This is a genomic window from Marinobacter sp. F4206 (genome assembly GCF_019392195.1).
Lineage (GTDB): Bacteria > Pseudomonadota > Gammaproteobacteria > Pseudomonadales > Oleiphilaceae > Marinobacter.
The window spans coordinates 1,254,837-1,269,545 of the sequence record NZ_JAHXKI010000002.1; the positions used below are offsets into that span (position 1 = coordinate 1,254,837).

A 14,709-nucleotide genomic window follows, 5' to 3' on the forward strand; every position below is an offset into this window, starting at 1 on the left:
GCTGCGGGCACGATATCCGGGGTTAGTCATCAGCCGGATCAGGGAGTTCCAAACCGGCGACGCTCCCGCTCATCAAATCCGTAAATGGCCTCGGCAATCCGGGTGGAGGAGCCGCCACTTCCGCCCAGCCCCTTGAGCTTAACCTGAAACAGCACGCGGCTTTCGAGTTCGCGATCATCGGTCAGGTAGTTCTGATGCACCACCTGGACACTCCAGCAACAGTTGTTGTATTCCAGCCCCGCCAGTGACCCCACCGTCCGATCCAGCGTGGAATCGTATACCCAGCGACCGATCAGGCTAACACGATCACTGACCGGGAAAACCGTGGCAACATCCGACTGTTCAATCTCATCCTTGCTGTAGGTGTGGCCAAGGCTGGCGAGGTAGCGGTAGTCCTCGGAGTGAAACACCAGCTGACTGCGCCCCTCCTCGGTTTCGCCCGACTCGGGATCCCAGAGGCCGGATGAGCGTATCTCCAGGGTGTCGAGGGGATTCAGAACCACTTCACCGGCCAATGGCGAACGGCTTCGGGTACTGGAGCCCGCGCCAAACAGGGTGACTTCCCGATCCTGGAAATACTGGACCTGGCCGATACTGAACCGGGCCCGCTCCGCCCCGGTGAGCAGGTCATTAAAACGGCTGGTCAGAGCCACGGTCAACTGATTGGCGTCACCCACCCGGTCGCCGCCGGTGAATCGGTCCGGCTGGAACAGCTGGTCAAAACGAAAGGCCTGAATGTCGGTATCGAAATCCGGAATGTCGTTCTGATCGGCATCAGCATCGGCCCAGGCGTAGTAAAGCCGGGGCTCCAGGGTCTGATTGTAGGGCACATCGAAAACACGGGACTGGCGATCGAAGTACAGCCCGTTGTCCCATTCGGCCACAGGCACGGTACGGTCAAAGCTGCCGTCGCCCAACGTGTAGTCATCCAGCTCGTATCGGGTGTAATCGACACTGACCGACGGCCGGCTAAAGCCCCAGAGGGTTCGCAGCGGCACCGCCAGCTCCGGTATCGCCCGCAGGCGCTGACCGTTGGCCCGGTCCAGTCCGGTCAGGTTTTCGTTATCCCGGTAAAACAGGGTGTACTGGCTTTCCAACCCGGTTTCCAGCCAGCCCAGTTCCCGGGTGGTGCCGTAGATAACTTCCGGAAGCTGGGCATAAGGTTTATTGACGTCGGCGATGCGGTCGCTGATCGTCTGGTAATCATTGAGGTAGCTCTCGAAATACTGATTGCGATCGCGATAGCGGAAACCGCCCCGACGCTGCAGGTGGGTGGCCTGGTTGATCTCAAGGCTGCGGTTCAGGTCACTCAGGTAATCCTCGTCGCTGACCACGGAGTAATCGCCGTAGCCGGTCCAGCCGCCCCCGAAACGGGCCAGCGTGGAGGCGTCCAGCGCCCAGCGTTCGCCGCTTTCGCTCGGGTTTTCACCCCGGTAGGCGGAGTCGTTACCGATGTAGCCCAGTTGCAGAACAGTCTGACCCAGCGGGCTCAGGTAACGGCCCTCCGCTTCGTTGAACAGGCCCCGGCCGTGAATGTACTGGGGCGTCAGCGTCGCGTCGTAATGGGGCGCCAGGTTCAGGTAATAGGGTACTGAGACAAACCCACCACTGCCGGCGCTGGAGGAGCCGAACTCGGGGTAGAGAAAACCGGTCTTGCGCCGGTCGTCGATGGGGAAACTCGCCCAGGGCCAGTAAAAGACCGGCACGTCCAGGACCTCAAGGCGGACGTGCTTGGCGGTGCCAAAGCCCTCGGCCTGATCCAGATGAATGTCCGAGGCGATAATCGCCCAGTCGTTTTGCCCCGGGCCGCAGGTGGTCAGCATGCCGTCGCGGATCTCGACCTGGTTCTCGGCCAGCCGGGTAAGACTGCCGGCATTACCGCGCATCTCCGGCCCATGAATCAGGAAGGTGGCGGTGTTGATATCAAATCGGCCGGAGTCGACGTTGTACTGGGCGTTCTCACCGGTCAGCAGGAACCCCTCACCCCGACTGACCAGAGGCCCCTGCACGGACACCCGACTCTCGGCCTGATTGTACCGGGCCTGGGAGCCGCTCACTTCAAACGCTCCCTGCCGAACCCTAACATTGCCCTCCAGATAAAGGACGCGATCGATCTCGTAGCGGGCGCTCAGACCGCTGGCCTCCAGTGGCGTCTGCGCCCGGTCACCGGCACTCACCACACTGCTCACATCGTCGCCAGCTCCGGACGGCAGATAGCCGCCGTCACAGAACACCGGCAACTGCGCACGGGCTGATTCCGGCAACTGCGCCCTCGGTCGCCAATCAATCTCTGCAGCGGTCGGCGCCGACTCGGCGCTCGCCTGGGCGGAAGCCAATCCGATGAACGCGGCCACCACACACCCGCCTAACCGGAACGCAGGCATCTGCAGATGGCTATCGGAAATTGGCACAGTGACAGGTTCCTGTTGCTGGTGAATGGTTGGACGGGTATGGATAACAGGCGCCTAGTTTACACGTGCCCTTGGGGGTTGTTAACGGAAACTCCGCTGCAAAACCGTTTTACCCTCTTTATACTCCTCTGCTAACTTTCGCTGTCAGCGATCACCCATTTTTCCAGGATAGCAATCCGTACCATGGATCCCCGTCTGCAGTTGCTGACCGACTGGGTCAGACAGTTCACCGGCCTGAAACAGGCCATTGCCGAGCCGGTCTCCGGCGACGCCAGCTTTCGCCGGTATTTCCGGGTTTGGCGGGACAATGACACCGCGCCACCCACCCCTCTGATTGTCATGGATGCGCCGCCAGAACACGAAGACTGCGCGCCCTTCCTGGCCATTGCCAGACACTGGCATCGGCATGACATCAACGTTCCCGACATCGTGCAGGCAGATCTGGAGCAGGGCTTCCTGCTGCTGGAGGATTTTGGTGACCAATTGATGCTGGGACAGCTTAACGATGCCTCGGCGGATTCACTCTATCGCGGAGCCCTGACCGAACTGGTCCGCATCCAGCGGATGACTGCGCCAGACGACTATCCCCTGCCACCCTACGATGCGGCCTTGCTGAACCGGGAAATGGCGCTGTTTCCGGACTGGTTGCTGGAGCAATACCTGGGCATGGAGTTGGGCAACAGCGAACGTGCCCTGCTGGACACCACCTTTGCCTTCCTCAGGGAGAGCGCCCTGGCACAACCGGAAGTGACCGTACATCGTGACTATCACTCCCGAAACCTGCTGGTTCAACCGGGCACGAACCGCCCCGGCGTCATCGATTTCCAGGATGCCGTTCTGGGGCCAGTCACCTATGATGCGGTGTCGCTGCTCAAGGATTGCTACATCAGCTGGCCGGAACAGGCGCTCTGCAACTGGCTGGATTTCTTCCGAGAACAAAGTGCCGAGGCCGGCCTGCACCGGGCGGACGAGGAGACGTTTCGTCAGTGGTTTGAGCTGATGGGCATGCAGCGCCACCTTAAGGCGGCCGGCATCTTCGCCCGGCTCGCCATTCGGGATGGCAAGCATGGCTATCTCGACGACATTCCCCGGACCGTCCGATATCTGATCACTGCCAGCGCCCGGCAACCAGCGCTTCGCTGTTTCCACGAGTGGCTGAGTGATGTGGTCATGCCGGAAATTGAGCGCCGAATCGGCCCGGCCCCGGGACAGGAGCCAGCATCCCAGTGAAGGCGATGATCCTGGCCGCCGGCAAGGGCGAACGCATGCGGCCACTGACCCTGACCACGCCCAAGCCACTCCTGGAAGTCGGCGGCAAGCCACTGATCGAGCATCACCTCGACCACCTGTATCGGGCCGGGTTCCGCTCCGTGGTCATCAACCACGCCTGGCTGGGCGAGCAGATCGAATCGACCCTCGGCTCCGGTGACCGATTTGGCCTTTCCCTGACCTATTCCCGCGAAGGGGAGCCCCTGGAAACCGCGGGCGGCATCGTCCGCGCGCTTCCGTGGCTGACCGACGATTCGGACTGGTTCCTGGTCATCAACGGGGATATCTGGAGCGACTTCGACCTGTCGGGGCTGACCCCACCGGACCAGGCGGATGCCCTGCTGGTGCTGACCGGCAACCCGCCCCATCATCCAGACGGGGACTTCCACTTGCAGGCCGACGGGACCGTATCGGAAGATGGAACGGACACACTCACGTTTACCGGCATCAGCCTGCTGCACCGCCGCCTGTTCCAGGGCCTGGACGAGCATTCCGGAAAGCTCGGCCCGATACTTCGCGAGGCCATGCGCCGGGGGCGGATTCGGGGCATCGAACACGCCGGGGAATGGGTTGATGTCGGAACCCCCGACCGTCTTCGGGAACTCGACCGGACACTGCTGAGCAGGGAGCTCTGACCCCATGGACGACAGCACGCGACAGCCGGCTCTGCCCAGCCGGGTTGAGGCAGAATTCTCCAGTCTGCTCCAGGAACTGTCCGCTTGCGGCCATCAAACCTCGACGCTGCTGGACCGCGCCCAGCTTCCCAACTGGTGCCGGGCGCCGCTGTTTTTTTACCTCGGCTACATCGCCAAGGCCGAGGGCCGGGTCAGTGAAACCGACATCAGTTACGCCGAAGCGCTGATCAAGGCGCTTCGACTCTCCCGACGACAACGTCGCCGTGCCATCGACTGGTTCCAGCAAGGCAAGTCCGTGGAACAGCTGCCCTCCATGAAAGGCCTGTCCCTGCGGATGACCCATCGGTTGTGGCCGGCACCGGCCCTGACCGTGGCCATCTGCCTGTGCCACGCCACCCAACTGAAAGGCCGCCCGACCAAGCCCCGCCGGTATCGTTGCGAGGATGCCATTGACCAGATCGGGCTACCGGTCACCGTCAGCGATGACATCTTTAACAGTTACGCCAGCAAGGTCTGGACCCGCTACGCCGAGAATCTGGCCAAACCGGTCAGTTACGAGCAGGCCTGCGAACTGCTCGGAGTGACCCGCCGGGACTCCCTGGACATCATCAAGCGGGCCTACAAGAAAAAGGTATCCGGCTGCCATCCAGACAAGCTGGCCCAGAGAGAGATCAGTAGTGAGGAAGAAGCCCTGGCCAAGGAACGCCTGTTCCGCTATCAGCAGGCATGGGAACTGGTCAAACGTCGCCACCGACTGCACCGGTAGGCGCGGTCGCTAACGGGACCTGAGCCAGGCGTCGATTCGGCCCGCCAGGGCTGGCGCATCCTGTCTCGACGGTGGCTCTTGCAGGCTGACCGGCTGGCGCTCGTAGGTCTCAACGCCGGCCCGGAGCAGGTTCGCCCAACGCCGTCGGGCGTCCTCGCTGCCGGCACTGCGAGAGGCATAGAGCTCGAGAATACCGGTGCCGCGAGGGGACAGGCTTTCCGCCAGGCTGAGCGCATCCCGGGGATAGAACTCCGGCGCCACCCAGATCATGATTCCCGGATTGGGCAATGCCAGCTGCGCCGCCACCAGGTGGCCACTGGCACGCCCCACACCCAGAAGCACCGGCCGGTCATACCCCCGCGACGCCAAGGCTTCAACGGCAGCCTCCAGGCTCTGGCGAACCCGGCCTCGATACCGCTGCTCCGGCGACTCCCCATCCGGGGACGCCATCACGTCAATCATCACCGCCGAAGCGTCGTCGCCGGCGCCATCCCCAGCAGCCTGATCGTCGTTATCGAGCCGCTCTTCCAGCGACCGCTGAAGCGGCAGGGAGGGTGCCGGCAGTCCCACGGAAAGTACCGCCCAGCCCCTCTCAACGAGCTCCAAACCCAAGCCGCCAACGACCCCGGACGCCGCATTGCCACCGACATCGGCCAGAAGAACCAGCGCGCCCTCAGCCGGCGGCTCCCGCTCCGGATAGAATAACCCCAGCGCCCGGTCATCGTCCTCCAGCTCCAGCCAGAGCGCCGCGTCCGGAAACGCCTGACTCAGCTCCACCTCACCCAGCCCGGTGGTGAACCCGGACCGGCCCGGATTGGCACCAGAATCTTCGCGGGCAGGCGTCTCCGCCGCTGTTTCGCTGGCACTGGCAACGGAGCAGTCCAGCCATAGCGGGACCGTGAGGATCAAAAGCAACTGTTTAATGACACTACTGGCGATTCTAGGCACAGATCCTGACTCTTAGACTGCGAAAAAAACGTTCCGAACTGTTAGACTAGCACTCGTTTTTCATGTGCGGCAGGGACCGCTGGCCACGCCATTATCATCGTATTCGCGCGCAAAAGTCATTGAGAGAGCCATCATGAACCCATACCTGATTGCCCCATCCATCCTGTCGGCCGATTTTGCCCGCCTCGGCGAAGAAGTCGATAACGTATTGGCCGCCGGCGCCGACGTTGTCCATTTCGACGTGATGGACAATCACTACGTTCCGAACCTGACCATTGGCCCCATGGTCTGCGAGGCGCTGCGCAAACATGGCGTGACCGCACCGATTGACGTCCACCTGATGGTGTCCCCGGTGGACGACCTGATCCGCATGTTCATCGATGCCGGCGCCAGCTACATCACTTTCCATCCCGAAGCCAGCAGTCACATTGACCGGTCCCTGCAACTGATCCGTGACGGTGGCTGCAAAGCCGGGCTGGTATTCAACCCGGCTACGCCGCTGCATTACATGGACCATGTCATGGACAAGCTCGACATGGTGCTGATGATGTCGGTCAACCCGGGCTTCGGCGGCCAGAAATTCATCCCTGGAACTTTGGACAAGCTACGGGAGGCGCGCAAGCGCATCGACGCCAGCAACTTCAACATTCGCCTGGAAATCGACGGTGGCGTGAAGACCGAGAACATCCGGGAGATCGCCGAGGCGGGCGCCGATACCTTTGTCGCCGGCTCCGCCATCTTCAATACCGACGACTACAAGACCACCATCGACGCCATGCGTGAGGAGCTGGAGCGGGCGCGCAAGGTTATCGGCCAATGAGTCTGACGGGACTGTTCAGCCCCCGGTGGCCGGGTGTTGCCCTGTTTGATCTGGACGGCACCCTGGTCGACAGCGCCCCCGACCTCGCCGCCGCCGTAGACCAGATGCTGGAACAGCTCGGCCGCTCACCGGCCGGCATTGACCGCGTTCGCGATTGGGTTGGCAACGGCGCCAGCGTGCTGGTTCGTCGCGCGCTGGCGGGCCAGAGCGACTGGGAACCGGCGCAGCCGAAAGACGACGCCCTGTTCAAGGACGCCCTTGCCATCTTTTACTACGCCTACGAGCAAATCAATGGCCGGCATTCGGTGGTGTACCCGGGAGTCGATGCCTGCCTCCGGCACCTGAAACATCACGGTTGCAAGCTCGGCGTGGTCACCAACAAACCGGAACAGTTTGTCGCGCCACTGCTGAAGCAGATGGGACTGGAGCACTGGTTCGACGTCAGCATCGGCGGCGATACCCTGAGCGTGAAAAAACCGGACCCTGCGCCTTTGCTGCACGCCATGGAAGCCCTGGGCGGCACCCGCGGCACCACGGTCATGGTGGGCGACTCCGCCGCGGACATCAGCGCGGCCCTGGCAGCCGGCATGCCCTGCGTGGCAGTCCGCTACGGATACAATTTCGGTAAGCCGGTTGATGCCCTGGGCGCCGACGCGGTTGTTGATTCACTGGACGAGCTTTTGTAATCTCACAAGGACTTTACGTTGATCACTTCATATCGGGAGATTCCTGCCATGCAGGGACTGAATCTGACTGCAGCGCGAGGCATTCTCACCACCCGCGCGACACGATGGTGGCGATGGCGCACTGGCTGAACAGGCCCGGCGGCTGACTGGCGCGTACCTGCCCAGCCACCACCCATCTGGCCGCCCCGGTCGCAAACCGGTGTCGCCCGAAAGCAGATCAGACTTCAGGAACGAGACATGACACCCGAGCAATTCTCCGAGCTCGCCCAAGCCGGCTTTAACCGTATCCCTGTCTACCGCGAAGTGCTCGCAGACCTGGACACGCCACTCAGTACTTATCTGAAACTGGCCAGTGGACCTTACTCCTATCTCTTCGAATCCGTTCAGGGCGGTGAGAAATGGGGCCGCTATTCCATCATCGGCCTGCCGAGCCATGAAGTGCTCAAGGTCTTCGATCATCGGATCGAAGTGACCCGGGGCGGAAAACTGGTGGAGGAAGCCGACGTCGAGGACCCACTGGCGTTTGTGGAACAGTACCAGGCCCGCTTCAACGCGCCGGACCTGGATGAGCTGCCGCGATTCAACGGCGGTCTGGTCGGCTACTTCGGCTACGACACCGTCCGCTTCATCGAAAAGCGCCTGCGCAAGAGCTGCCCGCCGGACAAGATCGGTACGCCGGATATCCTGCTGATGGTGTCAGACGAAATTGTGGTGTTCGACAACCTCCGCGGCAAGTTGCATTTGATCGTCCATGCCGACCCGTCGGTGGACGGTGCCTTCGATAAGGCCCAGGCCCGGATTGATGAGCTCGAAAACCGGCTGCACCGGCAGACCGCCAACGCCCCGCGCACGCCCGAGCACCTTCGCGGCAAGACCGTGGACGAGAGCGATTTCGTCTCCGGCTTCACCCAGGACAAATTCGAGTCCGCGGTCGGCAAGATCAAGGAATACGTGCTGGACGGCGACGTGATGCAGACCGTGATTTCCCAGCGCATGTCGATCCCCTTCGAGGCACCGCCGCTGAACCTGTACCGGTCGCTGCGGGTGCTCAACCCCTCGCCTTACATGTATTTCCTGGATCTGGACGACTTCCACATCGTCGGCTCGTCGCCGGAAATCCTGGCCCGGGTGGAAGACGAGGAAGTGACGGTCCGCCCCATCGCCGGCACTCGCAAGCGCGGTGCCACCGATGCCGAGGACAAGGCCCTGGAAACCGAGCTTCTGGCCGACCCGAAAGAGATTGCCGAACACCTGATGCTGATCGATCTGGGCCGCAATGACGCCGGCCGGGTCTCGGAAACCGGCACCGTTCGACTGACCGACAAAATGATCGTGGAGCGCTACTCCCACGTCATGCACATCGTCTCCAACGTCACCGGCCGCCTGAACCCGGACACCAGTTGCCTCGACGTGCTCCGGGCCACCCTGCCCGCCGGCACCCTCAGTGGCGCCCCCAAGATCCGCGCCATGGAAATCATTGATGAACTGGAGCCGGTCAAACGCGGCGTCTACGGCGGGGCCGTCGGCTACCTCTCATTCAATGGCAACATGGACACGGCCATCGCCATCCGCACAGCGGTGATCAAGGACAAGACCCTGCACATCCAGGCCGGGGCCGGCGTGGTGGCAGACTCGGTGCCCCGCCTCGAGTGGAAGGAAACCATGAACAAGGGCCGTGCGATTTTCCGCGCGGTGGCCATGACCTACAACGATTTCGACCACTGAGGCGGAGGAACGGATTATGTTGCTGATGATCGATAACTACGATTCCTTCACCTACAACGTGGTGCAGTACCTGGCCGAGCTGGGTGCCGACGTGCAGGTCCATCGGAATGACGAAATCACTGTGGAAGAGATCGAGGCCTTGAAGCCGGAGCGCCTGGTCATTTCGCCGGGGCCGTGCACGCCCAACGAAGCGGGCATTTCCATGGCGGCCATTCGACACTTTGCCGGCAAACTCCCGATCCTTGGCATCTGTCTTGGCCACCAGGCCATCGGTCAGGTCTACGGCGGCGACGTCATCCGTGCCGGGCGCGTGATGCACGGTAAGGTCTCCCCGGTGTATCACCGGGACACCGGGGTCTTCCGTGGCCTGAACAACCCGCTCCAGGCCACCCGTTACCACAGTCTGGTCATCGACCAGACGACCCTGCCGGAGTGCCTGGAAGTCACCGCCTGGACCCGTAATGACGACGGCTCGGTGGAAGAAATCATGGGCGTGCGCCACAAGACCCTGCCCATTGAGGGGGTGCAGTTCCATCCTGAGTCTATTATGACCGAGCAGGGTCACGAACTGCTGCGCAACTTCCTGCGAAGCTGAATCCGCCAATAACAACCGAGAGGCCGCATAACATGGACATGAAAGACGCTCTGAACCGGATTGCCTCCAACCTGGACCTGTCCCGGGAAGAGATGAAACAGGTCATGCGCATCGTGATGAATGGCGAGGCCACCGATGCTCAGATCGGGGCTTTTCTCATGGGGCTGCGACTCAAGAGCGAAACCATCGATGAGATCACCGGCGCCACCGAAGTCATGCGCGAACTGGCCACCGGCGTGACGGTCAAGGCCGAGCCGCTGGTGGACATCGTGGGCACCGGTGGTGACGGCGCCAACCTGTTCAACGTGTCTTCAGCCTCCGCCTTCGTGGTCGCCGCCGCCGGCGGCTATGTCGCCAAGCATGGCAACCGGGGCGTGTCCTCCAAGAGCGGCAGCGCCGACCTGATCGAGAAAGCCGGCATCAACCTGAACATGACACCGGACCAGGTCGCCCGCTGCATCGAACAGATCGGCGTGGGCTTCATGTTTGCCCCGGCCCACCATGGCGCCATGAAGCACGCCATCGGACCGCGCAAGGAACTCGGTTGCCGCACCATCTTCAACATCCTCGGGCCGATGACCAACCCGGCCGGCGTCAAGCGCCAGCTGCTCGGGGTGTTCACCCGGGACCTGTGTCGGCCCATGGCGGAAGTACTCCAGCGCCTGGGTTCCGAGCACATCATGGTGGTCTGTTCGAAAGACGGGCTGGATGAAATCAGCCTGGCCAGCCCCACTCATGTTGCGGAGCTGAAAAATGGCGAAATCACCGAATACGACATCACCCCCGAGGACCTGGGTGTGAAGAGCCAGTCCCTGGTCGGTCTGACCGTGGACAGCTCCGAGGACTCCCTGAAACTGATCCGCGCCGCCTTTGGCCGTGGCCACGACGAGATGGCGGAAAAGGCACGAGACCTGATTGCCCTGAATGCCGGAGCGGCCATCTACGTGGCCGGGCTGGCAGACACGCCGAAGGCCGGCGTCGAGCTGGCCCTGGACGCCATCGGCTCTGGCCTGGCTGCGGGCAAGATGTCCGAACTGGCCGACTTTTCCCAGTGTTTCTGAGCGACATCGACAATGACTGACAGACATCTGGACAAGACTCCCACCATCCTGCGGAAAATCGTTGATCGGAAATGGGAAGAGATTGACGAGCGCAAACCCAGGGTCAGCATCGACGACCTGAAAGCCATGGCCGGTGACCAGCCGCCAGCCCGCGGATTCGCCAATACCCTGCGCCGCCGTATCGAACAGCAGACGCCGGCGGTGATTGCCGAGATCAAGAAGGCCTCGCCCAGCAAGGGCATACTGCGGGACCCGTTTGAACCCGCGGCCATTGCCGACAGCTATGAACAGGGCGGCGCCGCCTGCCTGTCCGTACTCACCGACAGGGATTTCTTCCAGGGCCACGAAGATTATCTGGTGGCCGCCCGCAACGCCTGTGGCCTGCCGGTCATCCGCAAGGACTTTATGGTCGCGCCTTACCAGGTGTATGAGAGCCGGGCCATTGGCGCAGACTGCATCCTGCTGATTGCCGCTTGCCTGACCAGGGACCAGATGCAGGAGCTGGAAGGCATCGCCCATGAAATCGGCCTGGACGTGCTGGTAGAAGTTCATGATGGCGCCGAACTGGACGACGCCCTAACACTAAAAACCCCGCTGGTCGGTATCAACAACCGCAACCTGCACACCTTCGAGGTGTCCCTGGACACCACTTTCGACCTGCACGAGCGCATTGCCGCCGACCGGCTGAGCATCACCGAAAGCGGCATCATGACCCGCGCCGATGTCGAGGCGATGACCGCCCGAGGAATTTATGGATTCTTGGTCGGGGAATCGTTCATGCGAGCTGAGGAGCCGGGGCAGAAGCTTCAAGAGCTATTTTTTCCGGAAGGCTGACGCAAAAGTCGAAACAGGCCATTGGGTGGGACGGAGCAAAATCGTGCGGAGCCATGGATGGCGGAGCCGAGCGTACAGGGAGGTATCTACAGCGTATTTTGCTTCGTCCCACCCGATGGCCTGTGCACACAGATGAGGTTGGAGAATCATTCCCGCGGTTCAGCCAACGCCTCCTGCAACACCGCCAGCAGATGTGCCGGCATACCCTCAGCCAGCTTCAATGCCGCCTCATGCCCCCGGGGCGACATCTTGCCCCAGGTCCGGCGCACGATGCGCAGCCACTTTTCCCGATCGTAGTCCGCCTTTTCCTCATAGAAATCGGCGAAATACCGTTCCAGAAAGACCATGCAGGCGACATCTTCCAGCAGCTGGGTGTCGGCATCGTTACGCAGTTCGCGCTTGGTCAGGATGGTTTCCACCTTCTCGCACTCCGCGGAATCGTACCCGCACCCGGCCATGATCTCGGCCGCCCGCTGCCCATGCATCCGGCCACAGGCCTGACGCCACTGGTAATAAGATTTCCGGCCTTCCGGATAGTCTCTGCGGGGGATGGTCCAGCGTTCAATGTGCTGGGCCCGACAGGCAATCTGCATGCGCTCGGAGGGAGCCGTCTCAAGGGTAAACAGCCAACGGGTCATGTGCAGGCTGTAGGCATATTCCCGGGGCAACGATTCGCCATCGACGGTTTCCCGATTGGGATCGGCACGATTGGCGCGATCAATGGTCTCCAGCGCACAGTCTAATTGTGCTAAGGCGGTCATCCCTTGCTCCTGTCGGTCAAATTGGGCTCAGGTTATCACCGGCCTTACCGGGTCACCATGGTCTGGGCACTTTTGACCAGATCGTTGGTATTGTGCGGCCGCTCCGGCTTTCGAATACCGGCCGCGCAACCCGGGCGCTCATACAGCTCATCGACCCAGCGTTTCAGGTGATCCAGGCCTTCCATGGACACGCCCGACCAATTGTAGGTACGCACCCAGGCCCAGTTGGCGAAATCGGCAATGGTGATCTCGTCACCGGCGAGATAGCGCGACTCCGCCAGACGGCTGTCCAGAACCTCGAACAGGCGGCGGCATTCATGCTGGTAGCGATCGATGGCGGGCTGGATCTTCTCCGGGAAATACCGGTAGAACACGTTCGCCTGACCCATCATCGGTCCGACGCCACCCATCTGGAACATCAGCCATTGCAGGGCCCGGGAGCGAATTTTTGGATCGGCCGGGTAGAACTGGCCGTATTTTTCGGCCAGATAAATCATGATGGCGCCGGATTCGAACACGACGAAGTCATCGTTGTCCCGGTCCACGATTACCGGAATCCGGCCATTGGGGTTCATCGCCAGAAACTCGGGGGTTTTCTGTTCGCCCTTGGACAGGTCGACCGGAATCAGGTTGTACTCGACCGCCAGCTCTTCCAGCAAAACCGACACCTTGTGCCCGTTCGGCGTCGGCGAGGTATACAGATCAATCATGGCATTCTCCTGGCGGGTAGTCATCGGATCGGCGCCATCAGACCTGTGCCGACGGGCGCGACTTGATCCGGTCGAACCAGGCCTGCAGGTTGGTCTGTTCCGGCTTGATCCGGATTTTTACGACCCGGGCAAAGGCCAGGGTCGTAAAGGCATTGATGTCCGCCGCGGTGAAGCGGTCGCAGCAGATGTACTCCTTGCCCTCCAGATGCTGGTTGAGGAAGTCCATGAACTTCTCGACCTGCTGGCCGCACTCCTCGCCCCACTCCTTGATCGGGTTCATCCGGTCCTTGAAATAGCCGCTGGTGTGCTGGAAACACATGCCGGTGGGCATGAAGAAAAACAGCTCAATCCATCGCAGCCACTGTTCCAGCTGAGCCCTCTCCAGCGGGGTATCGCCCAGCAGGCTCGGGGTGTCCGGATAGCTTTCCTCAAAATAGCGGCAAATCGCCATGGTTTCGGCAATGCAGGTCCCGTCGTCCAGCTCCATGACTGGCACTTTCTTCATCGGGTTGCGGGCGACGTATTCCGGTGTCAGGTTCTCGCCCTTCTCGAGATCGATCTCGACAAATTCAGCCTTGTCCAGCAGCCCTTTCTCGGCCATGAACATGCGGACCCGGCGGGGGTTGGGGGCGGTTTTGGTCTCGAAGATTTTCATTGTTGTCGGCTCCGTTCCGGACTGGTGACAGGTTTGTACAACTGAAAGACAAACCGAGAGCCTGCCCCGAACAAAGAGTTGCGTCAAGCAACCAACGCTAACGGATCAGCCACGCCTCCAGCTCGCGCACGATCCAATCGGGCTCGTCGATAGCCAGATCATGCCCGGCATCGTGGTGCACCCTCAGGGTCCACTGCCAGCGTTGTTCCAGTGCCGAACTGCACTTCCAGTGCACGAGTCGATCGCCCCGGCTGGCCAACAACAGGGCATCGGACAGCGGACGTTTTTGGCCCGGGCGATATCGGGTTGCGGCCTTCAACTGTCTCCAGGCATTGCTGGCACTGACTGGACGCTGGCGCTGAATCCGGTACCACTGCTTGACCAGCTCGAGAGGCAGTTGCCGATTGGAGGTCAGCCGAAGGAGATCGCGCTCCCGGTAGAACAGTTCCCGACGGGACAACATTCGCAACAAGCGTGGCCAGGTTCCCGGACGCATGCGCTGCCAGAATGGACTGAAACCGGAGCTGGTATTGATCAGCACCAGGTTCTGGATTTCACCCTCGGGCGCATGCTGGGCCCAGTCCAGCGCCACCATGCCGCCCATGGACAATGCCAGGATGCTGAAGGGTTTGGGAATGTGCTGGACCTGCCGGCGCACCGCCTCCCGGATGCCGGTGATGGTGTCCGGGCTGGATTCGCGAAAATGCACACCGGTGCCGGGCATATCCACCGGATGAAAACGCTGGTCGGGAAACGCCGCTTGCAGACGCTGGGGAAAGTCGCCCCAGTGGCCCTGCTCGCGGGTCAGTCCCCGCAACAGAATCCAGTCCATG

The 14,709-nt window shown here is 61.6% G+C and carries 15 protein-coding genes; 9 read left to right on the forward strand and 6 right to left on the reverse strand.

Annotation, left to right across the window (positions count from 1 at the left end):
• Positions 1–38 precede the first annotated feature (38 nt).
• A complete protein-coding gene (locus tag KZO34_RS08180) occupies positions 39–2,384 on the reverse strand; it encodes an LPS-assembly protein LptD (protein ID WP_219477249.1) in 2,346 nt (781 codons plus the stop codon).
• A 210-nt stretch (positions 2,385–2,594) separates the two neighbouring features.
• Here KZO34_RS08180 and KZO34_RS08185 point away from each other — a divergent pair, with 210 nt between their 5' ends.
• Genes KZO34_RS08185 through KZO34_RS08195 form a run of 3 tightly spaced genes read left to right on the forward strand, consistent with a single transcriptional unit; the run spans position 2,595 to position 5,081 of the window.
• Entirely contained in the window at positions 2,595–3,641 is a 1,047-nt protein-coding gene (locus tag KZO34_RS08185) for an aminoglycoside phosphotransferase family protein (RefSeq protein WP_219475599.1), read from the forward strand.
• On the forward strand, positions 3,638–4,315 hold the full coding sequence (gene murU, locus KZO34_RS08190) for an N-acetylmuramate alpha-1-phosphate uridylyltransferase MurU (protein WP_219475602.1): 678 nt from the start codon (positions 3,638–3,640) through the stop codon (positions 4,313–4,315). The genes KZO34_RS08185 and murU overlap by 4 nt, the downstream gene beginning before the upstream one ends.
• 4 nt (positions 4,316–4,319) lie before the next feature.
• Entirely contained in the window at positions 4,320–5,081 is a 762-nt protein-coding gene (locus tag KZO34_RS08195; RefSeq protein ID WP_219475605.1) for a co-chaperone DjlA, read from the forward strand.
• A gap of 9 nt (positions 5,082–5,090) precedes the next feature.
• Here KZO34_RS08195 and KZO34_RS08200 read toward each other — a convergent pair whose 3' ends face one another.
• Entirely contained in the window at positions 5,091–6,029 is a 939-nt protein-coding gene (locus KZO34_RS08200; protein WP_219475607.1) for a DUF3530 family protein, read from the reverse strand.
• Positions 6,030–6,162: 133 nt separating this feature from the next.
• On the opposite strand from KZO34_RS08200, the gene rpe reads away from it, so the two are divergent.
• From rpe to trpC, 6 genes are all read left to right on the forward strand, one after another.
• A complete protein-coding gene (gene rpe / locus KZO34_RS08205) occupies positions 6,163–6,849 on the forward strand; it encodes a ribulose-phosphate 3-epimerase (RefSeq protein ID WP_219475610.1) in 687 nt (228 codons plus the stop codon).
• Positions 6,846–7,535, forward strand: a complete 690-nt coding sequence (locus KZO34_RS08210; RefSeq protein WP_219475613.1) for a phosphoglycolate phosphatase — start codon at positions 6,846–6,848, stop codon at positions 7,533–7,535. The genes rpe and KZO34_RS08210 overlap by 4 nt, the downstream gene beginning before the upstream one ends.
• 237 nt (positions 7,536–7,772) lie before the next feature.
• Entirely contained in the window at positions 7,773–9,260 is a 1,488-nt protein-coding gene (gene trpE, locus KZO34_RS08215) for an anthranilate synthase component I (protein ID WP_219475615.1), read from the forward strand.
• A gap of 16 nt (positions 9,261–9,276) precedes the next feature.
• A complete protein-coding gene (locus KZO34_RS08220) occupies positions 9,277–9,855 on the forward strand; it encodes an aminodeoxychorismate/anthranilate synthase component II (protein WP_219475618.1) in 579 nt (192 codons plus the stop codon).
• Positions 9,856–9,887: 32 nt separating this feature from the next.
• Positions 9,888–10,916 carry an anthranilate phosphoribosyltransferase gene (gene trpD / locus KZO34_RS08225; RefSeq protein ID WP_219475620.1) on the forward strand — a complete coding sequence of 343 codons (1,029 nt, stop codon included), beginning with the start codon at positions 9,888–9,890 and terminating at the stop codon, positions 10,914–10,916.
• A gap of 12 nt (positions 10,917–10,928) precedes the next feature.
• Positions 10,929–11,750: an indole-3-glycerol phosphate synthase TrpC gene (trpC, locus tag KZO34_RS08230; RefSeq protein ID WP_219475623.1), complete on the forward strand. Its 822-nt coding sequence runs from the start codon at positions 10,929–10,931 to the stop codon at positions 11,748–11,750.
• A gap of 146 nt (positions 11,751–11,896) precedes the next feature.
• Here the strand turns inward: trpC and KZO34_RS08235 are convergent, their stop codons facing one another.
• The 4 genes from KZO34_RS08235 to KZO34_RS08250 form a co-directional block, all read right to left on the reverse strand.
• Positions 11,897–12,511, reverse strand: coding sequence for a DUF4202 domain-containing protein (locus KZO34_RS08235; RefSeq protein ID WP_219475627.1), 615 nt, complete (start codon positions 12,509–12,511; stop codon positions 11,897–11,899).
• A gap of 44 nt (positions 12,512–12,555) precedes the next feature.
• A complete protein-coding gene (locus tag KZO34_RS08240) occupies positions 12,556–13,221 on the reverse strand; it encodes a glutathione S-transferase family protein (RefSeq protein WP_219475633.1) in 666 nt (221 codons plus the stop codon).
• Positions 13,222–13,258: 37 nt separating this feature from the next.
• Positions 13,259–13,876, reverse strand: a complete 618-nt coding sequence (locus KZO34_RS08245) for a glutathione S-transferase family protein (RefSeq protein WP_219475636.1) — start codon at positions 13,874–13,876, stop codon at positions 13,259–13,261.
• Between the two features lie 97 nt (positions 13,877–13,973).
• Positions 13,974–14,708 carry an alpha/beta fold hydrolase gene (locus KZO34_RS08250; protein WP_219475639.1) on the reverse strand — a complete coding sequence of 245 codons (735 nt, stop codon included), beginning with the start codon at positions 14,706–14,708 and terminating at the stop codon, positions 13,974–13,976.
• Position 14,709 lies beyond the last annotated feature (1 nt).